This is a genomic window from Chryseobacterium sp. TQ-BC-N36 (genome assembly GCF_058382295.1).
Genome location: NZ_CM178175.1, coordinates 1,591,545 through 1,616,949, shown reverse-complemented (window position 1 = coordinate 1,616,949; position 25,405 = coordinate 1,591,545). Strand labels below are relative to the sequence as shown.

23 protein-coding genes are annotated in these 25,405 nt (G+C 37.9%); 14 read left to right on the top strand and 9 right to left on the bottom strand.

Annotated features, from left to right (window positions below; all coding sequences use genetic code 11):
• The first annotated feature begins 10 nt into the window (after window positions 1–10).
• On the top strand, window positions 11–2,515 hold the full coding sequence (locus tag AC3FI7_RS07270; RefSeq protein ID WP_491461719.1) for an alpha/beta hydrolase family protein: 2,505 nt from the start codon (window positions 11–13) through the stop codon (window positions 2,513–2,515).
• Window positions 2,516–2,535: 20 nt separating this feature from the next.
• Here AC3FI7_RS07270 and AC3FI7_RS07265 read toward each other — a convergent pair whose 3' ends face one another.
• Genes AC3FI7_RS07265 through AC3FI7_RS07255 form a run of 3 tightly spaced genes read right to left on the bottom strand, consistent with a single transcriptional unit; the run spans window position 2,536 to window position 4,561 of the window.
• Window positions 2,536–2,814: a DUF6520 family protein gene (locus tag AC3FI7_RS07265; protein WP_286486981.1), complete on the bottom strand. Its 279-nt coding sequence runs from the start codon at window positions 2,812–2,814 to the stop codon at window positions 2,536–2,538.
• Window positions 2,815–2,849: 35 nt separating this feature from the next.
• Window positions 2,850–4,355, bottom strand: coding sequence for a MauE/DoxX family redox-associated membrane protein (locus AC3FI7_RS07260; protein WP_343658821.1), 1,506 nt, complete (start codon window positions 4,353–4,355; stop codon window positions 2,850–2,852).
• A gap of 11 nt (window positions 4,356–4,366) precedes the next feature.
• A complete protein-coding gene (locus tag AC3FI7_RS07255; RefSeq protein ID WP_491461718.1) occupies window positions 4,367–4,561 on the bottom strand; it encodes a hypothetical protein in 195 nt (64 codons plus the stop codon).
• A 485-nt stretch (window positions 4,562–5,046) separates the two neighbouring features.
• Here AC3FI7_RS07255 and AC3FI7_RS07250 point away from each other — a divergent pair, with 485 nt between their 5' ends.
• From AC3FI7_RS07250 to AC3FI7_RS07220, 7 genes are all read left to right on the top strand, one after another.
• On the top strand, window positions 5,047–6,756 hold the full coding sequence (locus tag AC3FI7_RS07250) for a helix-turn-helix domain-containing protein (protein ID WP_491461717.1): 1,710 nt from the start codon (window positions 5,047–5,049) through the stop codon (window positions 6,754–6,756).
• 46 nt (window positions 6,757–6,802) lie between these two features.
• Window positions 6,803–7,648: an RteC domain-containing protein gene (locus AC3FI7_RS07245; protein ID WP_142726002.1), complete on the top strand. Its 846-nt coding sequence runs from the start codon at window positions 6,803–6,805 to the stop codon at window positions 7,646–7,648.
• Between the two features lie 281 nt (window positions 7,649–7,929).
• The gene (locus tag AC3FI7_RS07240; protein WP_142726003.1) at window positions 7,930–8,187 is read left to right on the top strand and encodes a DUF3853 family protein; all 258 of its coding nucleotides are present in this window, start codon (window positions 7,930–7,932) and stop codon (window positions 8,185–8,187) included.
• Between the two features lie 3 nt (window positions 8,188–8,190).
• Window positions 8,191–8,880 (top strand): hypothetical protein, encoded by a 690-nt coding sequence (locus tag AC3FI7_RS07235; RefSeq protein WP_491461716.1) that lies wholly within the window; start codon window positions 8,191–8,193, stop codon window positions 8,878–8,880.
• Window positions 8,881–8,918: 38 nt separating this feature from the next.
• Window positions 8,919–10,016 carry a hypothetical protein gene (locus AC3FI7_RS07230; RefSeq protein ID WP_343658816.1) on the top strand — a complete coding sequence of 366 codons (1,098 nt, stop codon included), beginning with the start codon at window positions 8,919–8,921 and terminating at the stop codon, window positions 10,014–10,016.
• Window positions 10,017–10,460: 444 nt separating this feature from the next.
• Window positions 10,461–11,312, top strand: coding sequence for a DUF8464 domain-containing protein (locus tag AC3FI7_RS07225; protein ID WP_343658815.1), 852 nt, complete (start codon window positions 10,461–10,463; stop codon window positions 11,310–11,312).
• 87 nt (window positions 11,313–11,399) lie between these two features.
• Window positions 11,400–11,546: a hypothetical protein gene (locus AC3FI7_RS07220; protein WP_172617132.1), complete on the top strand. Its 147-nt coding sequence runs from the start codon at window positions 11,400–11,402 to the stop codon at window positions 11,544–11,546.
• Between the two features lie 61 nt (window positions 11,547–11,607).
• On the opposite strand, the gene AC3FI7_RS07215 is transcribed toward AC3FI7_RS07220, so the two are convergent.
• Window positions 11,608–11,784, bottom strand: coding sequence for a histone H1 (locus AC3FI7_RS07215; protein ID WP_142726007.1), 177 nt, complete (start codon window positions 11,782–11,784; stop codon window positions 11,608–11,610).
• A 162-nt stretch (window positions 11,785–11,946) separates the two neighbouring features.
• On the opposite strand from AC3FI7_RS07215, the gene AC3FI7_RS07210 reads away from it, so the two are divergent.
• The gene (locus AC3FI7_RS07210) at window positions 11,947–13,116 is read left to right on the top strand and encodes an NUMOD4 domain-containing protein (RefSeq protein ID WP_343658814.1); all 1,170 of its coding nucleotides are present in this window, start codon (window positions 11,947–11,949) and stop codon (window positions 13,114–13,116) included.
• 592 nt (window positions 13,117–13,708) lie between these two features.
• Here the strand turns inward: AC3FI7_RS07210 and AC3FI7_RS07205 are convergent.
• Both AC3FI7_RS07205 and AC3FI7_RS07200 read right to left on the bottom strand, forming a co-directional pair.
• A complete protein-coding gene (locus AC3FI7_RS07205) occupies window positions 13,709–15,121 on the bottom strand; it encodes a S41 family peptidase (RefSeq protein WP_172617133.1) in 1,413 nt (470 codons plus the stop codon).
• Between the two features lie 412 nt (window positions 15,122–15,533).
• The gene (locus AC3FI7_RS07200) at window positions 15,534–15,869 is read right to left on the bottom strand and encodes a hypothetical protein (protein ID WP_142726010.1); all 336 of its coding nucleotides are present in this window, start codon (window positions 15,867–15,869) and stop codon (window positions 15,534–15,536) included.
• Window positions 15,870–16,282: 413 nt separating this feature from the next.
• On the opposite strand from AC3FI7_RS07200, the gene AC3FI7_RS07195 reads away from it, so the two are divergent.
• Together AC3FI7_RS07195 and AC3FI7_RS07190 are read left to right on the top strand one after the other, a co-directional pair.
• Window positions 16,283–16,642, top strand: coding sequence for a DUF6876 family protein (locus AC3FI7_RS07195; protein ID WP_343658812.1), 360 nt, complete (start codon window positions 16,283–16,285; stop codon window positions 16,640–16,642).
• Window positions 16,643–16,701: 59 nt separating this feature from the next.
• The gene (locus AC3FI7_RS07190; RefSeq protein ID WP_343658811.1) at window positions 16,702–17,046 is read left to right on the top strand and encodes a hypothetical protein; all 345 of its coding nucleotides are present in this window, start codon (window positions 16,702–16,704) and stop codon (window positions 17,044–17,046) included.
• Between the two features lie 459 nt (window positions 17,047–17,505).
• Here AC3FI7_RS07190 and AC3FI7_RS07185 read toward each other — a convergent pair whose 3' ends face one another.
• From AC3FI7_RS07185 to dinB, 3 genes are all read right to left on the bottom strand, one after another.
• Window positions 17,506–18,780: a DUF6624 domain-containing protein gene (locus AC3FI7_RS07185; RefSeq protein ID WP_343658810.1), complete on the bottom strand. Its 1,275-nt coding sequence runs from the start codon at window positions 18,778–18,780 to the stop codon at window positions 17,506–17,508.
• Window positions 18,781–19,038: 258 nt separating this feature from the next.
• On the bottom strand, window positions 19,039–22,092 hold the full coding sequence (locus AC3FI7_RS07180) for a DNA polymerase III subunit alpha (RefSeq protein ID WP_343658809.1): 3,054 nt from the start codon (window positions 22,090–22,092) through the stop codon (window positions 19,039–19,041).
• 12 nt (window positions 22,093–22,104) lie between these two features.
• The gene (gene dinB, locus AC3FI7_RS07175) at window positions 22,105–23,250 is read right to left on the bottom strand and encodes a DNA polymerase IV (RefSeq protein ID WP_343659010.1); all 1,146 of its coding nucleotides are present in this window, start codon (window positions 23,248–23,250) and stop codon (window positions 22,105–22,107) included.
• A gap of 62 nt (window positions 23,251–23,312) precedes the next feature.
• On the opposite strand from dinB, the gene AC3FI7_RS07170 reads away from it, so the two are divergent.
• The 3 genes from AC3FI7_RS07170 to AC3FI7_RS07160 all read left to right on the top strand — a co-directional run bounded on the left by AC3FI7_RS07170 (window position 23,313) and on the right by AC3FI7_RS07160 (window position 25,367).
• On the top strand, window positions 23,313–24,104 hold the full coding sequence (locus AC3FI7_RS07170) for an XRE family transcriptional regulator (protein ID WP_343658808.1): 792 nt from the start codon (window positions 23,313–23,315) through the stop codon (window positions 24,102–24,104).
• A 23-nt stretch (window positions 24,105–24,127) separates the two neighbouring features.
• Window positions 24,128–24,742, top strand: coding sequence for an alpha-ketoglutarate-dependent dioxygenase AlkB family protein (locus AC3FI7_RS07165; protein WP_343658807.1), 615 nt, complete (start codon window positions 24,128–24,130; stop codon window positions 24,740–24,742).
• Window positions 24,743–25,163: 421 nt separating this feature from the next.
• Window positions 25,164–25,367, top strand: a complete 204-nt coding sequence (locus AC3FI7_RS07160) for a hypothetical protein (protein WP_343658806.1) — start codon at window positions 25,164–25,166, stop codon at window positions 25,365–25,367.
• Window positions 25,368–25,405 lie beyond the last annotated feature (38 nt).

Below are 25,405 nucleotides of genomic sequence, written 5' to 3'. Positions count from 1 at the left end.
CATTGCTTTTATGAATAGTTTTTTATGTAAGTTGATCTACATCCTTATGATGTTGTTGGGAATGTTCGTAATCAGGTATCAATTGGTAATCTACGCACAGACACCGAGACCGGAGCTTGAAAAATTAGCAAAGGATATAGTGGAACCTTTGGTCATGCAAATATCTCCGGATGGAAAATATGTGCTGATGTTTGAGATCAATGAAGACTCTAAAGTAAGTCTTATCATTTCTGAAACACAGAAACCTTTCAGAAAGATCCGCAAGACGAATGTGTCAAAAAATTTCTTTTTGCGCAATGATATATTGGTTCTTCAGGTAGGGAGTGTCTTTCAGAAGATCGATCTAAAGTCTCAGAAGGAATCTGTAATACAAAACATCAAAAGCATTGATTTTTTAGAGGGTGAAAGACAGCTATTGATTCATTATGACAGCAGTAAAAACAATATGCTGGAGATTTATGATGATCGCTTTATTTTGAGACAGCGAATTGAATCAGTCTTACGATGGCAGAAAACAGGAGGAGATCTCATAATTTTTGAGAATAAGGGCGAAATGAAAAATTTATTGAAGGTCAGTTCAGATGGCCGTTCATATAGAACAATTTGGTCATCCGAAGATGAAGTTTATCAGTTATCAAAATCTGACACCGAAAAAGAGGGTTATGTGGTTTCTGTTTCTGCGGCAAAAGGATTGAAAACTTATTTTGTGGGTTCTGATCTGAGTATCGCGGAACTGGATGATCCCTCGATCAGTAAATATACCCAGATCACCGTTAAGAAGTCGTCTGATTCAAACGCTGTTTTCCTGACGCTCAGCGATAGGCTTCCTATAGATGATAAGACGGTAAGTATCTGGTATGGTAAGGAACAAGATCTTAGCAATTATTTTTATGGAGAACGACCAAGCGTTGATCTATTATGGTATCCTAAGGAGCGGAAGGTTGTCAAATTGGATTCCGGTTACAGTGGGTATACAGGTATCGGCAGGACAAATCTATTTTTAAGAAAAAAGGTGGACAAAGAAAAAATAGATGTTATAGAAGGCGCTGATAAGGTCGATCATTATGAGATGCATTTATGGAATTCGTTATCAGGAGAAGATCAAATACTTGAGAAAGATGGGGATGTGATGTATTTTGATAAAGAAGGGAATTTTATTCTTAGGTATGTCAAGGCTAACTGGAAACTTTTGGACACCAGAACAATGACGGATAAAGTTATAGGCATGCCATCCAAAGCAGTTCCTTACTTTAGTTCGTCAGGAACAATTTTATGGTCTTCAAAAGGTGAATTATGGGAGCTGAATATAAATGACCTTCAAAAGAAAAAAATACTGTGCGTCAATGCGGATAGCATTGAGGTTATCAACGTGGTGAAAAAATCGACCGAAGCAGGTTTTCACAGAAAGTATTACTATTTGGATGATCCTTATCTACTGATTGCTGCACATCACGATAACGATCTCCGATCGACCTACTATATGTTGGATCAGGGCAAGAAGTCTGTCATTATTCAAGAGAGCACAGATCGAATCAAACATCTTCAGTCAAGTAATGACGGTAAAAATTTTATATGGACTGAAGAGAATTACAACAAGCCTCCAGTGGTAATGACGAAAATAGAATCTTCAGCTTCCAGAACAGTTTATCAATATAATGCTCATGATAAAGGAGCTAAAACAATTACTAAAAAACAGTTGTACTATAAAGGTGTCAACAATGAAGATCTTCAGGCAAGTCTGTTTCTACCTGCAAATTTTGATTCGGAAAAAAAATATCCTGTCGTATTATGGATCTACGAAAAGCAGCAGGAGTTTACCGATAAATATTTAGTGCCAACGTTCAAAAACAGACGTGGTTTTAATGCCAGGTTATTGTTGGAATCTGGATATATGGTGCTGATTCCGGATATCAACTATGGTAATAAAGGAGCAGGATTGTCAGCCTTACAGTGTATAAACAATGCTTTGGATGAGCTTGCGAAATTGGAGCAGGTCGATACGAAAAAGATTGCACTAATGGGGCAGTCGTTTGGTGGCTATGAGACCAATTTCATTGCTACACACAGCAATCGTTTTGCGGCATATATTTCGGGGGCATCTCCGTCTGACATTGTTCATATGGCCTATTCATTCAACTACAATTTCAAATCACCAGACTATTATCGTATTGAAGGTGGCCAATTTAGAATGGGTGAAAGTTTTGAGAGTAATAATCAGAAATATTTTGATAACAATCCTTTGTATCACGCATCAAAAGTGACTGCGCCGATGCTTTTATGGACAGGTACCGAGGATAAGAATGTTGATCGGGAGGAGACCAGAACATTTTTCAGTGCACTAAGGAAATACAGGAAAACAGTTATTGCATTGTTTTATGCAGGCGAAGGGCATACCATAACGCAATATCCTGCACAAAAGGACTACACATTAAGAATGCTGGATTGGTTCGAATATTTTTTAAAGAATAAAGGAAATATCCCTTGGATAGATAAACAAATGAAGGATGCTTATTAGCATCCTTCACCTATTAAAAATTATTCGATCTCAAACAGCTGATCTCCGCAAGAAGTACCGTCGATGTTCTTGGATAGATTGTGTGTTCCGGAAGCATCGCTGTAGGTACAGACTTCTCCTTGAATATCGGTACACATTTTTTCCGTCAGAACACATCTTTGTCCCACAGGTGCTGAAGGATCAAAACGATAGCCTTGGAAATCTGTTTTTACTGACTTGAATGCTGTTGTAGCATACGCACTTCCGGCACCCATCAATAGGATGGCTACGGGCAATGCGATTTTTCTGAAATTTTTCATAATGCTTGAAATTTGTTATTGGTGCCTACTCTTGGTCAGGGTTTTCGGCTTTCCCCTTTCATGAAATGCCTGGTAAGGTTCTGCGCAAAACGATACCTGATAATCTCATTTCCGACCAATACAAAAAGATGATCTCCTGAGATCTCTAATTGTATCTTCTTGATTTTTTTAGGTTTTGGAAGATAAAAGCTGCCTATATAATTCTGCTCAGTAATTGAATAAATGTCAATGACTGCGTTGTTTTCCCAGTTCTTGCTGTTTTCGTATCTGCCCGTTAGATTGGATTGGTTAAACAACAAGCCGTATTTGACGGTTGATGTGATATTGACCTTAAGTGGAGGCTTATTCATCTTTCTTCTTCCATCGCTTAGTTCAGCAACATCAATTTGAGGGCGGCTGATGGTATCAATGGTTTTAAAATCACCTTTTATATTAAGGCCCTTATCCAGAACCAAAAACTGATTTTTATAGTAATGAACATAGACCAGACTTTGGTTGTCACGATCAGAATGCATCAGTCCGTCTGTATCAAAAACCCCGTCGTTATATGTCTTTAAAAGATCTGTTTTTAATTGAAGAGGATCTTCTTTTTCAGGATATAAAATCCCTAACGACTGTTTTTTCAAAGGTGCATAGTAGGTGCTGAAAGCAAAAGAGTGCTGATCCCAATTGACGAGTTGACTAAAATAGGCTTGAGATCTGCTGTAAGTACTCACTTTTTCATTTCCCAGCAAACCTTTGTAAATGACAGGAACGGTTCCGTCATACAGATAATAATAGGGTGCATTGATCTGTATCAACGCCCGTTTAAAGCTGAAATCAAAACGATCCGGAACGATTTTCTTTTCATTCATCTCTTTTAGTTCTGCATCTAAAGAAATCAGCGAGAAAGGAGTGGTGTAGTTACCGAGATACACGGAGTCTTTCGTTGAGCCTGCGAAATAAAAAGAATTGACCTGGAGATCATACCTCTTTTCCTCTATTACAGGATGTTCCAGAAATTTTCTGATGAAAGGATTCTCTTTCTTGATCAGATAGTCGGAGCGATGGTATAAAGCAATGATCATTGCGGTACTTGCAAAAGATAGGAGAAGTTGGAGCGAAGCTGTCGTAATTATTTTTTTTCTTCTCTGAACGGCATATGCCAAAATTGCACAAGAAGAAATCAAAACCGTCGCGAAGTTAAAAATGAGATGGGTTCTCCATCCCATTTTTTCCAATATCCCACCGCAGGAGCAAGGTACATTTTCGCTATAGTTTAAAATGACATAAATGTAGATCGTAAATGAGACCATCAGAAAAAAAGAAGAGTACAACCCGATGATCCTTGTTCTTTCAATAATAAGCAGAATACAAACCAGCAGTTCTACAATCAGCACACCGTAAGAAATCAATCCTGCAACTGAACTGAAAATAGGAGACTGTGCGATCTGTACCTGAAAATTCTCAAAATCCATGATCTTGCTGACACTGGCGTAACAGAACAGCAGTATGAAAAAATAGCTCGTGAATTCAACAAATCTTGTTTTTATAGTCTGCATAATACGGATTTTTATCCTTTCCTAACTAAGGTCCATTTTACTTTTCTGCCACAATACAATGGCATTAATTCCCCTTTGGAAACGTAAGCTGTTGTGCTGATACGGTCCTTGATTTCAAACTCACCGCTGACAGTACAAATCCTTCCTGATTGAATGATGATCTCCTTTGTTTTTTGATCTCCATTTTTAGGTGATTCATTCATCATCTCACAGTATCAATATGAACCCGCCAATGTGATTTATCCTTTCGTTTTTTCTTTCGTTCATAGGAAGATGAGCTTTCTTTAATACCAGTTTCTGCAGACCTTGCAACTAAAATGTTATCGACACGCTTCTGAGATGGGATTTCGTAGTCGGTGCTATTGGGGTCTGATCGATCGCATGACTGCAGAATCCCTATTGTACCAAAAATTAATATTGAGATATACTTTTTCATAGAATTAATGATTTTAAAAGTTATCCCGGCCGGTTATTTTATCGAATTCGTACAGCTAAATTACCACTGGCACTCCGATTAAAAAATGAGTGATGGTAATGATTGATTTTTGTTTACGTAATAAAAGATCTTTTATTACCAGTGTTTTATAATACAACTGGCTGAAAAATAAATTGTTATTTGGTAGTTCAGTAAATACTATTATGATAAGCGGGATGATGGGAACATTTTCTTTAAATTTGAGGTAATATCACCATGGAAGTCTTCAATAAATTTCTTTTTTTATTCCTGTTTATCATAATCTGCAGCGTCCAAGGTCAGCAGATTAGACCGTATACTTACGATCATCTTACGGCACTTTTTGACGCTTATCCGGAGAATGATGCAAGGGCGATGGTTTTTGTTAATCTGTATATTAAGAAGGCTAAGGCAGAAAAAAATCTATCGGAGCTGATTGCCGGATACGACGAAGCAGTATACTACGAACATTCCGCAGAACGGAAAATAAAGTATGCTGACAGTGCGGTTGCTGTGGCAATCAATGCGAATGATCCCGATGAGATTTCGATGTCCTACTTGAAAAGAGGAATTGTTTACTATTATAACAAAAGAAACTACAATAATGCGTTGCAGGACTATTTGAGGGCGTTCAGCTACTCGAAAAATACGAAAGATCTTTATCTGTACCACAAAATTTTATATCACCTGGGAATGGTAAAATCTTATTTAGGTTTTTACGAAGAGGCCGCAATACATTTCAAGGAAACTTTATTATACTACGAGCAGGAGCTTTCCTGTGAGACCGACCCAAACCTGAGACTGAATGATCAGCACGGGTATCTGAACAGCCTGTACAGGCTGAGTACTTGTTATAGAAATCTGAAACTGTACAGGCAGGAAGATTCACTGATTGATATCGGCGTTAAAAAAGTTAGGAACTCAGATGAATTTGTACAGGAGTTTGCCTATTTTCAAAAAGCAAAAGGAATCAATAGCATACGTAACGGAAATTTGCCACTTGCTGAAAAGTACCTGAAGAATGCAGGAAGGCTTTTAAGCAAAAAAGAGGATTTTGCTGCAGTGGCAACGGTGTATTTTTATCTGGGTAAGCTTCATATGGCCGACGGGCGTCAAAAGAAAGCTGTCCTTTATTTTCATAAGGTCGATTCGATACTTAATCGATTTAATTTTGTTACCCCTGAAGTGGTCGGTAATTATAAATACCTTATTCAATTTGCAAAAGACAAGGGCGATGATCGCCTTCAGCTTTACTATACCAATAAACTACTGCGAGCAGATTCAATTATTACTTCGGACTTTTCTAAACTATCGGCAAAGCTATACAGAGAATATCAGGTCAACAAATTAAATGAAAGCCGTGATCAGCTGGTAAAGAAGCATAAATATGGAAATATATTTCTTATTTTATTGATAGTTTGTGTCGCCTTATTTTTCTGCTACTCACTTTATCGCTATAGACAAAGAGAAAAGCTTATCACGACCAAGTACAACGATCTATTGGAAAAACTGAAAATGCCGGATGAAGTTAAAGGAGATAATCTGCAGGAAAATTCCAATACAGTCAAAGGGCTATACAGTGAAGAGGCCATTGCAGAGATCAGAAAAAATCTGAAGGTTTTTGAGGAAAAAAAGCAGTTCCTTAATAAGGATCTTAAGCTGCCGGATGTAGCCAGGTTAATTAATACCCACAGATCAGCTCTGTCATTTGTACTCAACGAGCATATGAATACTACCTTCACACAGTATATTAAAATGTTGCGGATCAAATATATTACGAAACAGCTGATGGAAAACAATATCTATTTGCAATACAGTATGGATACACTGGCTGCTGAATGTGGGATGAAGAATAGGATTGTTTTTTCCAATCACTTTTTGGAAATCAACGGCATTCGGCCAACCGATTTCGTAAAGAAGAGGCTTCAGGAACTTGAAAAAAGGTGATTTCTGTTTTTTAGCCCGATTTTTACGCCAACAAAAAATTTGATGTATGAACGGAAAGCTTTTCAGAAAAAAAGTTGATCGGCTGTGGAGTGATCTTATGAGCAGCATTGACCAGATCAATAGGAGTGAGAATGATATAATCCCCCGGGCTGAAGAAATCCTTATGGAAACCGATGTTGCAATAAGGCAGCTTAAAACCATTTTAAAACAGTATCAATTTGCAGATTGGAATGAGGAAATTTACTTCTTTAAAAATACAAAGCCACAATTTGTGGCGTTGTACATTTATTATTCAAAGATCCTTTCGATAGAAGCTTCTAAGCCTTTTGCCGACCCCGCAGCACTCAGATCATATTTTGAGCAGGAAAGAAGCAATCTGTTATACTTTTACAGCGAACAGAAAGATTTTATCAATTACTATCGCAGGAAATCCACCTTTTTGGATAAAAAATACTTTACCCGATTTCGATTCGATTTCAAGCTAAAGCTTAGTCCTGAACTTTATAGCTATGATGAGGAGTTCTCGACTTCTCACGATCATCTGATATCTCAGATTATCGCCAATGATCTGTTGGATCAGTATCTTACCAATAAGATCAACTCCGGTGACTGCACGGATACCGACGTTACTCAGGTCAGACATTTAGAATGGACAGCGCCGAAAGTGGCATTGACAGAACTTCTGTATGCGCTATACCAAAGCAATTGCTTTAATGGTGGCCATGCTGACCTTGCTGAAATTTTCAGATGGGCTGAAAACTCGCTGAAGATTAATTTGGGCAATTATCATAAGACGCTTTCTGAAATACGGCTCAGGAAAGCAGACCGATCAAAATTTATAAGTCTGATCCGACAAAATTTCAACCAGTATTTGGATGATCTGGACGTCTGATCATTGAATTTTTAATAAAAAGTATCCTTTATGGGAATATAATAACTGTTGAACCCTTATTTTGAAATAATTATCTCCCTGCAGTAAAGATTGCTGCCGGGAGATCTTTCTTGCTTATACCATTACCAGGTCCCGAAATTTCTGTTTATCTGTGATTAAGATATTCCATTAAAGAGGTTAAAAAGTTTTCGGTAGTACCGAAGAACTACCGAAAGATATATCCATTGATTTTGAAATTTTGTCTTATTAATTTTTATCAGTAAAACGTAAATCTCAAAACTATGGCATTAAAAGATATCGACCCCAGCACTCCGATATGGAAGCTCACTGTTGCTGAATTTCTGGAATTGTCTAAAAACTTTAGCAACGATAAGAAATATGAGTATGGTCTGAAAGGTCTTGCTAAGATACTGGGCTGCTCGGTGTCAAAGGCATCCGAGGTCAAATCCTCAGGTATACTGGATAAGGCAATTATTCAGAACAGGAATATTATCATTATTGATAAAGAGAAAGCATTGCAGCTTTTCGCAAAAAAATAACGGATGTATTATGTGGAGCTGATTGACAGGTTCTGGAAATTCAATGAAAGGGAAGGGGCTGGTCATACTGTTATTGCCTTCTATCTTTATTTGCTTAAGATGGCGAAAGATCACAATGATTACCAGTTCAGGATCTCAGATGTGGAGCTTGGAAAAAGGCTTTCATTAAGCCGTTCAACTGTAAAAGTAACCAAGGAAAAACTCAGGGATCTGGGAATGATAGAATTCAGGACAAAGAATGGGGCTGCGGGACATTACAGGCTGATTCTGGATTATCCTCTTGAGGGTCGGGAGGTCAGGAATAAACAACGGGATATTTTAGAGGAAACATTGTCTGAAAGTAGTCAGACTTATGAAAAGGGCTCAGGTATAAATAAAGCTGAAATGAACAATATGGCGCAGGACATAGAATTGTCTTCCAGTTCTGTTTCTATAAACAGGAATATTCCTGATCTCAGGGAATTTTTAGATTTTGCAAGGACTTTAGAAGCCTACATTCCTGATTGCGATAAGCTTATTGAGGAAAAGTATGGCAGCTGGCTAAAGAATAATTGGAAAAGCAGTAATGGACGACCAATCACCAATTGGCGTTCCACTCTGAAAAACATCATGCCTTTTCTTTTGCCCGATAATAAGCGTGTTCATTTGTCAGTAAAGGATATTCCTTACATCAGACATCCTGAGCAAAAATAATGAAGGCCTATTGCTTTAATTCCATAAAAATTAAGAGAATGACATTTTATCCAACAGACCGCAGGCTTGTTCGTAAAGTTTTTCAAAGTCAGATTGAAAAGACTCCGGAAAGAATCAGGCTGGGGAATGGCTTTGTTGATGATTTTATCTTTGATGACCATCTAGCAGCCGATATTCCGATCAACGCATTGCGGGTCATATTCAATATCATTGCGATCATCAGCAGTGAGCAGTTCAGACCGGAGGACCGTCCTCAACAGCTTTCTCTTTTTGATGAAGAATTTGAGACGGAGAATAATGTGTTTGCCTCGATGAAGATCAAAAACAGTAAGATCTCTCCAAGCGGTTCAAGCAGACAGGTTATAGATGCCTATGAATATCTTGCCAAGTTTAAGATGGGCTGGTACGTGTCTCTTAATTCAAAAGGGAAGGAGATCAAAACGTTTGGAGGTCTCATTTCAACTCCCAGCTATGATCAAAGAGGTTACACCAGCTTTTTGATAAGCAGTTACTGGCTTAAAAAGCTGATGGTCATTCCGGAGTATAACTATGTGCTTTACCATCTGGTGTACAATATCAGAAATAACAAGCATATAATATTTGCCATATGGCTGGCTAAACTTCCTCAGACCGGAACTTCGCTTAAGCTTTCCACCCTGAATAAAAAATTTGGACTCAGCTACAGAACGGCCAATGATCTTTGCTTTAAATTCCTGAAGCCCGTCAGATCGAATCTTGATCAGTATAACAGTTTATCATTCCATTTCAAGTATAAAGGTGATATGATCTTTATTATTCCTTATCCCACGAAAGAGTTTGTTTCAGAAAAAAAGATGGACGGAAATCCCATGCACACTGATATTACCAGAAGGTTAAGGTATTTCAGGAAAAGATATGGTTTGCAACAGGATGACATGCTTCAGTTTTCATACCAGTACAGAAATATTTTGCAGACCCGCGAGCTCATCGAAAGAGCTTTCTCGGAATTTAGAAGGACTAGCAGATTGAAAGGAAAGAGGTCTGCCCACTTCCAAGGTCGGATATTTTTGATGGAAATCCAAGATAATATTATAAGACTGTATAGGGAAACTAAAATAGGAAAATTGATGCCGAATGGCTATCCGGTAATTCTTTGAATTCGGATTGTTACTCATTCGTAATTCGGAATAGCACTCGTGTGTATTTCGGAGTTGCACTCACTGAAGTTAATCCCTTGTTAAAAGAGTAGGGTTTCGTAGTAAAATATCGGAATTGCACTCGTTCCCTTTGTTTAGAAAAACTGTTCTTATGTTGATAACTTGTCAATATTGTGGATAAGTAGTTGGTTTGAAGAATAAAGGAGAATTTAAAACGGATTTGCACTCATTTGAAAAACGCTTCTTTTTCGGATTTGGACTTATTCTTATTTCGGAATTAGACTGATCTCTATATCGGAATTGCACTCATTCCGGAAATCGTTAGAAAGGTTTGTGCCAGTGCAGTTTATCATATCGCTAAAAGTACAGTTAAAAGGATGAAAAAGTTATTTTTTTACTTAAAAGTAATCCGTTAGAGAAATTTTGCTTTAAAAAAGAAAAAAAATGAATTGCGAAAAAATCAAACAAAATGTCAGCATCCGTTCGGTGCTGGAATCATTGAGCCTTTTTCCTGTCAAAGAAAATCACAGAACTGCTTTTTATTTTGCGCTGGGCAGGGAAGAAAAGATTCCCAGTTTTTGTGTTGATTTTATCAGGAACACGGCTTTTGATTTCGGGACAGGGAAGAGTTACGATGTGATCTCTATTGTGCAGCAAATTAAGAAATGCTCAGTTGCGGAAGCATTGAAATACCTTGCATCATTTAATTTTACGGTTAATATTGAACGGTTTGCTAAAGAGATACAACCTGAAACTTCTTACAGAATATTAAAAATCGAGGAAGTCAGGCACCCTGCATTGATTCAATACCTGGATTCAAGAAAAGTTTCTGAGCAAAAGAAGTGCGTTAGGGAGGTGCATTATGAACTTAATGGAAGGAAATATTTCGGGATCGGATTTAAAAACGATTCCGATGGTTTTGAAATAAGGAACAAGTATGCTAAACTTTGCTTGGGCTCTAAAGTCGTTACTTTGGTTCGGGCCGGATCTGGGCCATTTTCTGAAATTGCTGTTTTTGAAGGGTTCTTCGATTTTCTCACGTTCCGGAACCTGGAAAATAGATTCAATTCAGCGTGTGACTGTCTTATTTTAAATTCTACGGCGATGGTTTTCAAAGCAGAACAGATCTTACAAGAATACCCGAAGATCCTGCTGTTTCTTGACAATGATGCTAACGGTAAATCCGTTGCATCAAAAATCCGAAATGACTATAAGAATGTAGAAGATTGCTCCTTAATCTATCACGATTGTAAAGATCTGAATGAATGGTTCGTTAAAACCAAGACGCCAATATAAGTAATTTCTAATTTCCCTTGCGGTTTTCCGTAACTGTAATTACAATATCCAGTCTACCTTTATCGGGTTAACACTTAATATGATTCTATGGAAACGATTAAAGCGATCAAACCTGGCCCGAAACCTAAAAAGGAAGATGGAACGCCAGACCGAAGACCTAGGGTAACACCACCTAACCAGCCGAAACATCCGGATCTGAAGCCCCACAAGCATAAGCCTGGAGATTCAAAATGATGATAGAAAGGTTATTTATGAGAAATCCCAGCTTGTTGCTGGGATTTTAATTTTTACGATATTATTTCTTGGATTCTTCGACGGAAACTTTTCTGAAGTCCTTGAATAATTTGCTCAATTCTAAAGCAGATTTTCTGGCTCTTGTCCCCGCAGCCTTGTTTCCTTTTTCTGCTTGTTGTTCTGATTCTTTGGAGAATGATTCGAATTCAGCATTGATTTTTTCGATAAGTTCTTTCATAGCTATGCTTGTGTATAAATAATTTAATGGCTGCAAATATAATTGTTTATTGGTTTTCCAACGAATTCTGCAACAACAATTCTTTAAATAGCGGAAATTTCTGAATGTTGTTTATCTTTATATCAGATATTATTAATAAAACACAACGTTGATACCATTGCTTTGAAGTTGCCTGCCGAATTTGAAGACCAGTATGTAAAGGAAGTGATTTACAACCGTTCTTTATCAGCTTTGAATGGTGAAGAATGGAAAGCTGTGGAAGATTTCCCCAATTATGCCATATCGAGCTTTGGCAGATTAAAGAGCTTGGAACGGTGGACGTTCTTACCCAACAAAACAAAAGGTAAAAAAGAGCCGGAGATGATTATGAAGTTGATCGTCGTTAAGCAGTTTAATCAATATCTTCAAAAATACTTTTACCAGTTCCACTGTACCTTATCCTCTGACGGAAAAAAGTATCGCAAATCGATGGCGCGGCTGATTTATTATCATTTCGTAGAAAAATTTGATTACAACGATCACAATATTAAGATCGCATTTAAAGACGGCAACAGCCTGCACCTGCACTACACCAACCTTGAAAAGATATCGCATAGCGAAAGCCGTTACAGAACCTTTCAGAGCAACAGGGCAAGAAACCGAAATGCCATTTATTCACAGCCGGTCTCCCAGTATGACATTAACGGGAATTTTATCGCTGGCTTCGACAGTATGTACAGCGCTGAAAAAGTAGCCGGCGTAGGCTGTGAAAGCATAATGGATGCCGTGCACGGAGTGTTCCTGACAGCCGGTGGTTACCGGTGGTTTCTTAGCAGCCAGTCCATTACCGAAAAAGATTTTGAGGTGATTCCAAAGCCTAAAGGCAAACAGAAGATTTTTAATCAAACGGTATGGAAAAACCTCGGAAGACCTTTAGTTGATAAAAAGAATCCTCCGGCTTGTATGAACCTGTCTTTAGAGGACCTTCCCGGTGAATGCTGGAAGCCGATACCAGGTTCAGGAAACCGATTTGTGATTTCAAATAAAGGACGGGTTAAGCGCTTAAGCGGCTGGATCACTGAAGGCCGAAAAGTCTTACTGAGGGAACACATCCTCTCCCAGTATGTCGATTTTTTCAATGGGAAGCCTTATGCCCTGCGCTGTATCCTGCGGCATCAGAAAAGAAACAGATATTTATCGGTTTCCAAAGCTCTGGTATGCTGTTTCGTCCGGAAATTTGATATGGAGGACAAAACATTTGCGGTGGTCAATAATAATGAACCATTCTGGAAATTTGATCTGTCTAAAATGTATTTGACTCGTGGTGGTTCGGTAATTACAAATGATAAGTAATTGGTCATTTATAACAGATTTCCATTTTAAAGCCATTCCAGAAAACCGTATTTCATACTTTGTTCAATTCTATTTTCGTTGATAAGAACGTTCCGGAACTGATCTCATACCGAGGTTAGGCTGTTTACTGTTGCAAATGTAGGACAGCATCTTTCACTCAAAAAAATCTTTTTGGATTTCTAAAAAAAATCTCTCCGCTTCACTCCGACAATTTTCCCAGACACTCCTGAATTCTACGAACAAAAAGATTTCAAGCCCGATCCGTAAGCAGTTTGCTTTTAAGCTGAAACGAATCGGGTTTTGTGTGCCTGATACTTTCCTATCGTTATCGGCAAAGAAAAAGCCGAAACCTCAGTTATACGAATCAATTCATCTGCAGACGTTCTTTGACATCAAGACAAGTACATTTCATTCTTCGCAGAGAGTGAAGGCGTGGTTTACGACAACTTAGTCAGTATGATCAATAATGAATTCAACGAATATGCAGAAGCGCAGGAACCAATTATCTTTAAAACTTTTGACGGAAACTCTCTCTTAAATGAAAGTCTGGACTTCAACTCCGCTTTTGGCAAGCCCTTGTTGTACGTAATTGTTAATTACTTCTCTCAATTATTTCCAATGCTTTTTCTAGTGCTTTTTCTTTTGAGGTGACAATATCAGGGACCACACCAATAAAATCATTTTTGTTAGCGCCAATATTATAATATAATGTACTTGATATAGTATACTTTAAATCGGAATTGGGTAAATGAGTCGTGACGATATCACCAAAACTTTTAATTAACCCGCCAGTTTCTTCTCCAATTATAATTCCTCTCTTGTAAAATTTAAAACATTGGGCAAAGTCTGCTGCAGAAGAATAAGTTTGTGAATTAATTAAAAGGTAGATATTACCATGATAACGCAACGGGTTGTCACTTATAGTGTTATTATTTAAATACAATGTTTCAATTGTCCCATTTTTTTTGGTTAGCACTTCTATTTGCTCTTTAGTAGGCTCCTTGGAGCCTATATGAGCCCTCAAACGGTCTTTGTATAATTTGCTAAATTTTACATCAACTCTGTCATATTGCTTAAATGGTTTATCTAAAAAATATTGAAGAAATGCATCTCCCACATCCGAATCTCCTCCCGGGTTGTCAATTAAGTTTATAACAAGATTATTTATTTTCTTATCCTTTATAACGCTAAAAGTTGAATCAGCAAATTCTTTAAAACCGTTCCAATCAAATACTTTAAAATTAATTATTGCGATATTGTTTTGAATGGTAAGCGTAAAATTATTGTCAACTTCTTTTTTTTCTTCAGGCAAAGCCTTATTGTAGAGATCTTCATTTGCTAAGAGTTCATTTTGTCTTACTCCGTCAATAACAATCGAATTTACTTTGGAATTGTGCGTGTATTTTATCTTGTATTTTCCGTTTGTTTTATAAAGTTCTTCAATGAAGAAACTAAAATTTTCAGCGCCATACTCTGCCCTAAACACTGGGGTTTCACCTGTATTGAGGTTAATAATGTCATTTACAATTTTTTTTGCAGAATGGCCATTTATACTTATGATTTCACTATTGCCTGGAATTTGCGGCGTATAACTACCCTTGACACTTTCGCAAACAATATATGGCTTGTCAGGAGTTAATTTGAAAACATAAGGTAATTCAAAAGGGTTTTTGCTTTCATACTCTCTTTGTGGGATTGGGAGGTCTGTATGACCGTCTTCTAATTTAGCCAAAAGCGGCTCAATTTTGAGATAAAAGTCGATTAAATCCAACTCATTAGTCAAATTTTTCTTAACTAAACTTACGTCTTTATAGAATTTATCCTTCGGGTATCGATAATAAGGATTAATGTGTGTTTCCTCTAAATAGTGAATTAATGTATCAATGTCTTGCTTCATTTGCAAAGGCGTTAGCTTGTTTATCTGCTGGGAAAAAGCCAGAGAAGATAATAGCAAGAATAATATAAGCAGGCAATTTTTTCCTGATAGTCTAAGTTTGCTGAACATTTTTTTACTTATTATTACACGCATAGGCTGTCAAATTGTTATACTCCGTTGGATAAAGGTGTCTGTTAAGAATTACGTACAACAATCAAATATACGCATTGCATTAATATAAAATATAATCCATTGCATTTATCCCCAAATGTAAGGTTTTGCAATGAAAAATACTGTTTTGCAAAGTTGAGATTGCTTCATCACTTCGTTCCTGGCAATGACAGTGGTTAATTTTTCGCAATCACATTACCCATTCCGCGCCCTCTGCTTCAAATCATCGGCGCCGCCGGTTTTTCTTGGCTGACCGGATTTGCCTGAACCGAAGTTATAGGTGTAGGACAAGGTCACCACGCGGTGTCCCTTCTCACGATGAAGTTTTCTACATAGCCCGAGTAAATGTTTTTCGCTTCCGGATTGCTCTTTAAGAAGATATCATTAAAAGAGAATTTGAGCGTGCTGTTATTCCTGAATTTCTTCTGTGATTTTCATCTTTCGATTCGATCAGGAAGGTAATTTCGATAGTCTTCCCAGCCTTATTGCCTTTTACCGCTGTTATTGTATAGGTGGAATTTTCCTGTTCACTTTCCAGAATGGGTTTATTGAGATCAAGAACTTTTTTCAGGTATTCATTTTCGGAAGTCAGCACTTTGTTAGTGGACTGCAAGGTTTCATTGTCTTTCTTCAGGGCATCGCAATTCGTCTGGCCGTATCCGTATGCCGTCATTACTACAGCGGCTAAAACTAAGAATTGTCTCATACTAATTGTTGTCATTTTTTCTGGTTATCGTAGTCCAAATATAAGGATAAATTGACTTCTATTCAAGGGATTACCGTAAGAAAATGCGGCTTTTATGCTCGCGATCCGACGGGCGTTCGTTTTCAGGTTGCAAAAGTATAAATCCCGTTTCTGCTCAAAAAAATCTTTTTGGGCATCTAAAAAAAATCGCTCAGATTCTCTCCGCTAATTTTTCCAGACACTCCTGAATTCTGCGAACAAAAAGATTTCGTAGCCTTCATTCCCTTGGTTCCATTCCGGTTTTGGCTGAAACGGAATTTCTATCGTCAGAAAGCAATGAAAAACGACATGCCCATCGGACACAAAGCAAAGCGCTCTTTACATTTTTCAATGAACAATCCAAAATCAATATCAACCCTTTAAATTTTTTAACTATGAAAAATCCAGGTATTTCAGCCAATGAATTTTACAACCATTTTAGTGGTACTGAGCAGTATTTCGCCTATTTCTTCGGATTCGTCTTTACGGATGGCGTTAAAATTATCGCAGAAGAAGAACAGTGCTTCTGGCTGATAGACTGCATTGTATCGTATCAGCTTTCTGAAAAGTTCCGTCAGGAAGAATTCCAGGTCTGGAAACTCGAAAGAGTGAAAGAGACCGAATTCAGGCTTACGGCAACTGACGGAAATAACAAGGTACTTGCCACACAGGACATTCCGTTTTCGGATTTCTTCTTCAAGGAATTCACCATCTGGAAAGAAGGCAATGTGCTGCTGCTGCCAAGTGAACATTAATCTTAAAAACCTCACGATGTACAGGCAATCGTATTTTATAACTTATAAAAATAACAACAATGGGAACCTATGCAGTTATCTATTTAGAAAAGACTGAGAAAGCCGCCGAAGTCAATGAGCTGCTGAAAACACGATATAAACTGAAGTACGAAATGTATAACGGCGTTGAGTACGGTATATTTTTCACAGAGGAAATGTTTGAAGAAAATTTACGATTTATGAATGAAGACGAAGAAGGAAAAAAGAACCCTCCGCACTACACACGCCCGATTTCAAGGGAAACCTACCATTCTCTTCTTTTTGGCGCAGGAAACTGCTTTGGTGACATCGGCACTGCCTGCTTTAAATTTCCTGTGTTGACGAAAAGGATATGCAATATATCAGAGCGCTTAAGGCGTTTATAAAAAATCCTGAGTCTAAGACCTATATCAATTTTAAAAAATCAAAACATTTACAAGACTTCCTGCGACTGAAGTGATGATCTTTATTGAAACGCAATCTGAGCCTGCTCAGATTGCGGTTTTGTTTGGGTTTGAAATTCTTTAAAAGGCAAAAATACAATTCCTCCCTTCGGTCAGAAACGCATTTTTGTACGATTAGGAGCAACCCTATTTCTAAAACATTGCTCTGGCTTTCAACTGAAGATATTTTGAAAAAAGGTAGCGGGATAGTTTTTAATGCTTAGATTTCAAGAAGTAAATCTTTGTGTGATGATGTACACACCGGATCAAATTGCAATTGCATCTTTTCGCCTTCACTCTGGTTGGGCAATACAGTTTTGTTACTTAAACCATTCAATAAGTGATTTGTTATATCCTTCGTCCAAAGTAATTCAAAATTATTATTTATTGAATAAGATTTGGTTAATTTAATTTTCCCAACAAATTAATCCACCTTTGTTCTTGACGTAAAGTATTAAAATCAGATTGTTTTTTTAATTGAATTTTAGTTAATTTTCCTCGTAGGTATAACAAGTCCAAGAAATCCAAAGCAATACCTTTGTATTTTTCATCTTTGTCAACTTTTGCTATTTTCGAAAACAAAATTGCAGCTTCAAAATTATCACCATCGCTCATTCCTCCAAGAAAAGTGGAAGCCGTATTATAGTTATCATATGCTATTTGAAACTCCTTTTTGTTGTATGCTTGTTTGGCTTTAGTCATCAATTTTTTAACTTCCGAATCGTAAATAGAATCTTTTTTTCGGGATTCTTCTAAATTAATTGGTTCGTAAGAGAATCCGTAGATTAAAGAATAAATTTCCAATGGATCAAGTCCCAATTTTTCTCTTCTTTTATTGACTAAATTTTCTTTTAACATAGGTCTGAAACCGGATGCTTCTCCGTGGCCAGACCAAATAACCTGTGTTCCATACAATTGTTTATAATTCAAATTGCACTGAACCCTATCATACAAAAAAGCATAATTTTCCATATTAAGTTCTTTTGTGTTGATTAATTTTTCCATTTCCAATAGAACTTCGTTTTGAAATAAGACATCTTGGTCAGCATGCTGAACAATTAGCCAAAGATTATTTTGTCCGTCTTTCCCAATTTCGGACATTTTTGGCCAGCCATATTGTTTAATGATCTTTTTCGCTTTAATCAAATTGAATGAATCTGCTTCATTGATTTGTTGATTAATGATGTTATTAAAATTATCATCATTATTTTGTGATTTTCTGTACCTGAGTTTTTGGTCATTGAGACACATCAGATTAATCTCTTTTCTTAAAGCAGGAAGTTTCAACGTCTTTTCATATTGCTTTTCCTGTGCAATTGCAATCGTTTCTATCTCTTTCCATTTTTCAGGATTATTAGTTCGTAAATAATCAAAATAAGGGTCGAATAACAGCCAATCTGATTCCGTCCAACCTGACAATAAAGAAACTTTCAGATATTGGAAAGCTCTTTCTGAATCTTTGTTCAGAGAAAACACTCCGGCAGCTTTATATGCAGTCAGGGCATCTGGTTGTTGTATTTTGAAAGCGTCTTCATAGAAATAAACTGCTTTTTCAGGATTCTTTTGAAGGTGATACAAACTCGCTTGAGCTATTAATCTCTGATATTTGTTATTGGACTGGGCGTGTGATGAGATGTAAAAAAGAGTAGAGAAAAAAATAAGTCTAATAGAATGCATATTTTCTTTTTTATAAATGACAATTTTACACTATAACCTGAGTTTGATTAATAATTTAGTATAAATTATAGTATAAAAAAATGGAATAGTGTTTTGAAATTCAAATACTTAACAACTATTCCTGTGATTAATTTCTATAAAATTACGCATATTTTTGTATTGTTGGTAAGTTTTGTACTGGATTTCAAAAAATTACAAAACCTCCGCTTTCCCATTTCCTTTTTTCAATAAACCAGCTTCTAAAATTCTCATTTTTATTTAACTCATTTTCCTCCTGGGCAATCCTATCTCGTGCTCTTGGGGATATGGTTTCCTGAAGGTCATACTTATATCTTCCCGGATATTGTTATAAGCTTCATACGCTTTGTCTTTATCCAAAGTGTATCTTGGGTCGGGAATGAAAGGCATTTTTGCCATTTTTAATATGGTAATGGTGGGAAAATGAAAATCTACTTCTACAGTTCCTAACAACAGGTAGCATCCGCCACCCTGAAAAGGATATTGTGAAAGATTATCCGGAAAGTGGGCGGTATCAAAATATTCTCCTTCCGCATCGATCCAGGTTCCGAAAAACATCGTCCCTCTTTTGGTGGGAACGTGCTTGCGGGATATCAGATAGGCCAGCATCTTGACTTGCTTCTTATGGTATTTCGTCAGGTCCTTTGCCATTACACTTCCCCTATATTTGGTTTGTAATAAGTCGAATGGACTTACTGAAACCGGGAATCCCAATATCTCGATTTCATCAAATGCGTCCTCTAAAGGATGCCTTTGTACTTTTGGAAGCGTGTATTCTTTTTGTGGCTCTTCCAGTAATGTCAGATGTTTAAAAGTCGGCCTGTTTCCTGCTAAAAGAAACCGGGCTTCAATTAACAATTCGTGCTTTTGCTTTCCGGTAAACCGGAATGCTCCTATAAATATCACGGTCTGTAAGGTCTCGATACCAATGGGGATTCTTTTGACAAAGTTTTCCAGGGAAGTATAATCGCCATTGTTTTTTCGTTCTTCAGGAATTAAAAGCGCGATTTTGCTTTCGAGCTTTTCGATGTGCATGAGCCCTAAATAAATGTCTTTTTCATAAACCGTAGTCTGGTATTCGCTTAGATTGACACAAGGGTTTAATATAGTCGCACCTGACATTTTCGCTTCGTGGACATATACCTCTGTTCTGTAGAAACCGCCGCCATTATTGATCGCCGAAACCATAAACTCAATAGGATAGTACACCTTCAGATAAAGGCTTTGGTAGCTTTCTACGGCATAAGATGCCGAGTGGGCCTTGCAGAATGAATAGCCTGCAAAGGATTCTATCTGGCGATAGACCTCTCTGGAGAGCTGTTCAGGATGACCCAAAGCCTTGCAGGATTCAAAGAAGTGGTCCTTGACTTTCTGTAGGGCAGAGAGCGAACGTCCTTTGCCGCTCATCGCCCGACGTAATACATCGCCGTCAGCAGGGGACAGGCCTCCGAAATGAAGGGCTATCTTTATAACATCCTCCTGATATACCATAATGCCGTAAGTCTCTCCCAGTTCTTTCTCAAAAACCGGATGGAAATATTCAAATTGATCAGGATTGTTGTGACGGAAAATGTATTCCTTCATCATTCCGCTTTGTGCCACGCCCGGACGTATGATGGATGATGCTGCTACCAATACCTTATAATTGTTACATTTCAATCTTCTGAGTAGTCCTCGCATTGCCGGACTTTCAATATAGAAGCAACCGATCGTTTTTCCCCTGCTCAGAAATTCATTGCATCTCTGTTCATCTTTTGATAAGCTCACATCTCTAATATTAACTTTGACACCTTGTTTTTCTTCGATGAGTTTAACGGTATCGTTGATGGTTCCCAAGCCCCGCTGGGAAAGGATGTCGAATTTCTCCAGACCGATTTCCTCAGCCACGTGCATATCGAACTGGACGATCGGAAATCCTTTCGGCGGCATTTCCAATGCCGAATAATTGGTAATGGGTTCTTCAGAGATTAGAATTCCGCAAGAGTGCATACTCCTCTGGTTTGGAAATTTCTCTAAAAGCTTTCCATATTTGTGAACCATTGCTGACACCGAATTAATATCGTGCTGTTCAATAGATTTAGTAGCCAACTCATCCAGTTCCTCTTTTGGCAAGCCGAATGCTTTTCCCACCTCACGGAAAATCGATTTATACTTAAATTCGACGTTCGTGCCGCAAAATGCCACGTGATCTTTTCCGTATTTATCAAAGACGTATTGTAAAATGGTATCTCTGTTTTGCCAGCTCCAGTCGATATCGAAATCCGGCGGTGTTTTCCGGTTCAGATTCAGAAAGCGTTCAAAGTACAGGTCCAACTCCAGCGGGCAGATGTCTGTAATGCCAAGACAGTAGGCCACAATGCTATTGGCACCGCTTCCGCGACCGACATGCATAAACCCCATCCGGTTGCTGTACTGGATGATGTCCCAAGTTATAAGGAAGTAAGCACCGAAATTCAATTGGTCAATTACATCCAGCTCTTTTTGCATTCTCGTTTCTGCGGTTCCATCATCATCAGAATATCTTTCTTCGAGTCCTTTACGGGCAAGCTCTGTCAATAATTTGAAATCATTTTCCTTACTGTCTGTAAAATGTTTCTTATTCTTTGGGGTCTTATAGTTAAAATTGAAATGGCATTGTTCTAGTAATTGTTTGGTATTTTCAATGATTTGCGGATAATGCTGGTATTGTTTCAATAGCTCATTATTTGAGATCAGCTTCTCGTTTTGCCCGCATATATCATTTTCTTCAAGCTTAGTAACCAGCGTATTGCGGTCAATGGCCCGCAGGATTCTATGCAGTGTGTATTCTCTCTTTGTTGTAAAAGTCACCGGCTGCAAAATGACCATTCTTGGCAGATACTTTCTTAGGTTGGAATTAATCAAAAGATTGATTTCTTCGGGACGGATACCGATGTATTCGTTTCGCTGAAGTTTCTCAGGATAATTACTCAGAGGATATACAACAAAGACCTCCGGCAGATCAGGGTGATGTAATGGCAGATCCTTTCCTTCACAATTATGCTGCGTTAAAAGCCTGTTGATTTCCCCGATACCTGCCTGATTTTTTGCCAGGCAGATGTAATGCTGTTTATTGTCAGTTCTTATATCCACACCCACCACGGGTTTGATGTTGCTTTTTTCACATAACCTGTGAAAGTCATAAATGCCGGAGATACAGTTGATGTCGGTCAGGGCAGCCACACCAATTCCCAGTTCAACACACTGCTGAACCAATTCTTTAACGGAAATGGTACCGTAGCGTAAGCTGTGAAAAGAATGACAATTGATGAACATAACATCTTGAATTTATTGGTTTAAAAATCCGGACGCTCTTCCTACACTGTCTGAACCGAACCTCATTTTAATTTTGTCCAACGTTTGATAAAGACTGATAAGCTCTTCCGTATCTTCAAACAGGTTCATCTGGTGACAGCCGTGAACTAATCCCGTAAATTTTATGCCTATCAACCTGATTCGCATCCTGCGGTTGTAGACCTTCTCAAATAATTCTAATGCATACCTGAGCAGCGTATGGTCGGATGAAGTGTAAGGGATCCTGTATTGCTTGGTCTCCGTATCGAAATTGGAATACCGAATCTTTACAACAACGGTAGAGGTCAGCCACTTCTCCTGACGGAGCTGGAAGCACAGCTGTTCCACCATTCCTGAAAGTATGCTCTTTATGGCGGTGATATCGATGGTATCCTGTGAAAATGTATTTTCCTTTGAGATGGATTTTCTTTCGGAATAGGGAATAACCGGCGTTTCATCAATGCCGTTAGCTTTCTTCCAGAGTTCCTGCCCGTTTTTTCCGATCAGCTGGTGCAAAACTTCAATCGGTGTTTCCGATAGGGTTTCAATTGTTCTGACTCCTAATCTGGATAAGAGTTGAAAAGTGACATTCCCAACCATAGGAATCTTCTTTATTGAGAGGGGATTTAGAAAGGGCTTGATGTTCTGTTCAGGAATTTCAAGTTTTCCGATGGGCTTCGATTCCCCGGTCCCGATTTTGGAAACGGTCTTATTCGTGGACAAGGCAAAACTGATTGGCAGACCGGTATTTTTTCTGACTGCCTCTGCAATTTCAGTGGTCCATTGATAGCAACCGAAAAATTTATCCATCCCGGAAAGATCAAGGTAGAATTCATCAACACTTGCCTTTTCAAGAACAGGAACTTTTTCCTGTATGATTTCAGTGACCGTATGCGACATATTGGAGTACATTTCCATATCGCCCCGAATTACCTTTGCTTCCGGACAAAGCCTTAAAGCCATCTTTATCGGCATGGCACTTCGCACCCCAAAATATCGTGTTTCATAAGAGCAGGATGCTACCACTCCTCTGTCTCCGCCACCAATGATAAGCGGTTTTCCAACAAGGTCGGAGTTTTTCAGTCTCTCACAGGAAACAAAGAATGTGTCAAGATCCATATGGGCAATTGCGCGATTCATGTCGACAAAATTAGATACTATTTGTATCATTTTTATTATATTTGCTGATACAATTTGTACCAATGTCAATTTTTTCAGATAATATCAGGTTTCTAAGGCATAAAAAAAGTTTATCCCAGCAAAGTATTGCAGACAATTTGGGAATAAGCAGGGTCCGTTATGCCAAATATGAAGACGGCCGATCCGAACCTCCCTTCGATGTTCTTCTCACCATCTCCAAATATTTTAATATCAGCATCGATCTGATGCTGTCGTTGGATGTGAGAAAATATCCTTTGGAAGATACCATCAAGTTGCCGGACAATAGGATTGTTCTTCCTATCAGAGTAGACAATAATGGCAATGACCAGATTGAGGTCGTTCCACAGAAAGCTTCTATGGGTTACTTGAAAGGTTATGGTGATCCGGAATACATAGAAGGTCTTGACATTATATCTTTACCGTTTTTAAAAGGCGGTAAGTTCAGGGCATTCCCGGCTGACGGAGATTCAATGCCTCCTTATAAGGACGGAACATATATCGTAGGAAGATATGTGGAAGATCTTTCTGATCTGAAAACGGACAGAACGTATGTTTTCATTACATCCAATGATGGTATCAGTTATAAAAGATTTCAGTTTCATGAAGCAGATGGCATCTGGGTTAAGGCTGATAATAGTTTTTATGAGCCGTATAAAATTCCATTACCGGAAATTAAAGAGATCTGGGAATTTGCCTGTAGTATCAGTACAAAAGAATATGCGCCTGATGAGTTTTCAGAACGAAATATACAAGATTTTATTGCGGAGATTAAGACTGATATAAAGCATATCAAAGAAAGGATGGGAGACAAGGAGCAAATCCATTTTAAGTAATGGCTAAATAAATATAATAAATCATGACTCAGCTAACCTTATTTGATTCCGAAGAATTATATGAATTTCCAAAAGACCTTTTGGAGTTCAGGGAACATTTTTTGAGTAGGGAAGAAGCTGATCTTTTAAAAGATAAGCTGCTTCATTCTACATCCTGGGAACAGCGTACTCAGAAAATGTATGACAAAACGGTGATCACTCCTCGTCTGACAGCCTGGTATGGTGATGACAGGAAATCATATGATTCTGCAGATAACAATCCTTCAAGTTCTAATTCCTTGACTCCTGAGTTGTTTTCTTTGAAAGAAAGGATAGAGAAAGAATTCGGCTATCAATTCAATGGTGTGCTTTTAAATCTTTATCGTGACAATAACGATTCAGTAGCCTGGCATAGGGATAAGGAGAGCCGTTATGGTAAACGACCTGTTATCGCATCGATCAGTCTTGGACAAACCAGAAATTTTGACTTTAGGAAAAAAGACCACCATCAAAGCAAATACAGCCTTCCTCTACCTCACGGATCTTTATTAATTATGAAAGGTGACCTTCAGGAGCATTGGGAACATAGAATTGCTAAATCAACTATTCCAATGAAAGAGAGAATTAATTTGACTTTTCGCTTAACCAATGGATTATGAACAAATTAATTAAATAAAATACTTATATTTATAAAAACTAATAAAAATATAGCGGAATCCGAAAAGCTTGTCAGAGTAGGAACACATCAAATCATATATATTACCATGAAAAATTTAAAAAAACTTTCCAGAATTGAATTAAACAATATTCTCGGTAGCGGAATATTATCATCTTGCAGTGCATCTTGTCCCGGAGGTGGTACAGTATCAATTAGTTGTGATGGCACTTGTATAGCTACTGATGGTTCAGGTGTATCCTGCTCAGGTCCAGGCGGTGGAAGAAAAAACTGTCCACAAGTCATAGGTTCTTAATTCATTGATCAATTTTTTATAGAAACATTTTAACTCACTATAACCTCACTCCGGTGAAGTAAATATTGAGAATCTTTCATTAAAAATTATTAATCTTAAAATTTATACAATGAGAAATCTAAAGAAACTTTCCAGAACTGAATTAAATAATATTCTCGGCAACGGAATATTATCGTCCTGTACTGCATCTTGCCCCGGAGGTGGTTCGGTATCAATAAGCTGCGAAGGCACATGTGTTGCCAACGATGGCTTTGGGGTTTCATGTGGAGCAGGTGGCGGATCTAAAAACTGTCCAAAGGTTATTGGTTCATAGTCATATATTGTTCTATGTATGATTTAATACTACCATTA

What these genes read in the sequence shown, in the direction of transcription:
- AC3FI7_RS07250 (WP_491461717.1), top strand. Translation starts at nt 5,047, where the DNA reads ATGGAAGTCTTCAATAAATTTCTTTTTTTATTCCTGTTTATCATAATC.
- AC3FI7_RS07160 (WP_343658806.1), top strand. Translation starts at nt 25,164, where the DNA reads ATGAGAAATCTAAAGAAACTTTCCAGAACTGAATTAAATAATATTCTC.
- AC3FI7_RS07235 (WP_491461716.1), top strand. Translation starts at nt 8,191, where the DNA reads ATGTATTATGTGGAGCTGATTGACAGGTTCTGGAAATTCAATGAAAGG.
- AC3FI7_RS07200 (WP_142726010.1), bottom strand. Translation starts at nt 15,869, where the DNA reads ATGAGACAATTCTTAGTTTTAGCCGCTGTAGTAATGACGGCATACGGA.
- AC3FI7_RS07170 (WP_343658808.1), top strand. Translation starts at nt 23,313, where the DNA reads ATGTCAATTTTTTCAGATAATATCAGGTTTCTAAGGCATAAAAAAAGT.
- AC3FI7_RS07260 (WP_343658821.1), bottom strand. Translation starts at nt 4,355, where the DNA reads ATGCAGACTATAAAAACAAGATTTGTTGAATTCACGAGCTATTTTTTC.
- AC3FI7_RS07255 (WP_491461718.1), bottom strand. Translation starts at nt 4,561, where the DNA reads ATGATGAATGAATCACCTAAAAATGGAGATCAAAAAACAAAGGAGATC.
- AC3FI7_RS07205 (WP_172617133.1), bottom strand. Translation starts at nt 15,121, where the DNA reads ATGTTCAGCAAACTTAGACTATCAGGAAAAAATTGCCTGCTTATATTA.
- AC3FI7_RS07185 (WP_343658810.1), bottom strand. Translation starts at nt 18,780, where the DNA reads ATGCATTCTATTAGACTTATTTTTTTCTCTACTCTTTTTTACATCTCA.
- AC3FI7_RS07240 (WP_142726003.1), top strand. Translation starts at nt 7,930, where the DNA reads ATGGCATTAAAAGATATCGACCCCAGCACTCCGATATGGAAGCTCACT.
- AC3FI7_RS07215 (WP_142726007.1), bottom strand. Translation starts at nt 11,784, where the DNA reads ATGAAAGAACTTATCGAAAAAATCAATGCTGAATTCGAATCATTCTCC.
- AC3FI7_RS07195 (WP_343658812.1), top strand. Translation starts at nt 16,283, where the DNA reads ATGAAAAATCCAGGTATTTCAGCCAATGAATTTTACAACCATTTTAGT.
- AC3FI7_RS07180 (WP_343658809.1), bottom strand. Translation starts at nt 22,092, where the DNA reads ATGTTCATCAATTGTCATTCTTTTCACAGCTTACGCTACGGTACCATT.
- AC3FI7_RS07245 (WP_142726002.1), top strand. Translation starts at nt 6,803, where the DNA reads ATGAACGGAAAGCTTTTCAGAAAAAAAGTTGATCGGCTGTGGAGTGAT.
- AC3FI7_RS07220 (WP_172617132.1), top strand. Translation starts at nt 11,400, where the DNA reads ATGGAAACGATTAAAGCGATCAAACCTGGCCCGAAACCTAAAAAGGAA.
- dinB (WP_343659010.1), bottom strand. Translation starts at nt 23,250, where the DNA reads ATGAATCGCGCAATTGCCCATATGGATCTTGACACATTCTTTGTTTCC.
- AC3FI7_RS07225 (WP_343658815.1), top strand. Translation starts at nt 10,461, where the DNA reads ATGAATTGCGAAAAAATCAAACAAAATGTCAGCATCCGTTCGGTGCTG.
- AC3FI7_RS07265 (WP_286486981.1), bottom strand. Translation starts at nt 2,814, where the DNA reads ATGAAAAATTTCAGAAAAATCGCATTGCCCGTAGCCATCCTATTGATG.
- AC3FI7_RS07270 (WP_491461719.1), top strand. Translation starts at nt 11, where the DNA reads ATGAATAGTTTTTTATGTAAGTTGATCTACATCCTTATGATGTTGTTG.
- AC3FI7_RS07190 (WP_343658811.1), top strand. Translation starts at nt 16,702, where the DNA reads ATGGGAACCTATGCAGTTATCTATTTAGAAAAGACTGAGAAAGCCGCC.
- AC3FI7_RS07165 (WP_343658807.1), top strand. Translation starts at nt 24,128, where the DNA reads ATGACTCAGCTAACCTTATTTGATTCCGAAGAATTATATGAATTTCCA.
- AC3FI7_RS07230 (WP_343658816.1), top strand. Translation starts at nt 8,919, where the DNA reads ATGACATTTTATCCAACAGACCGCAGGCTTGTTCGTAAAGTTTTTCAA.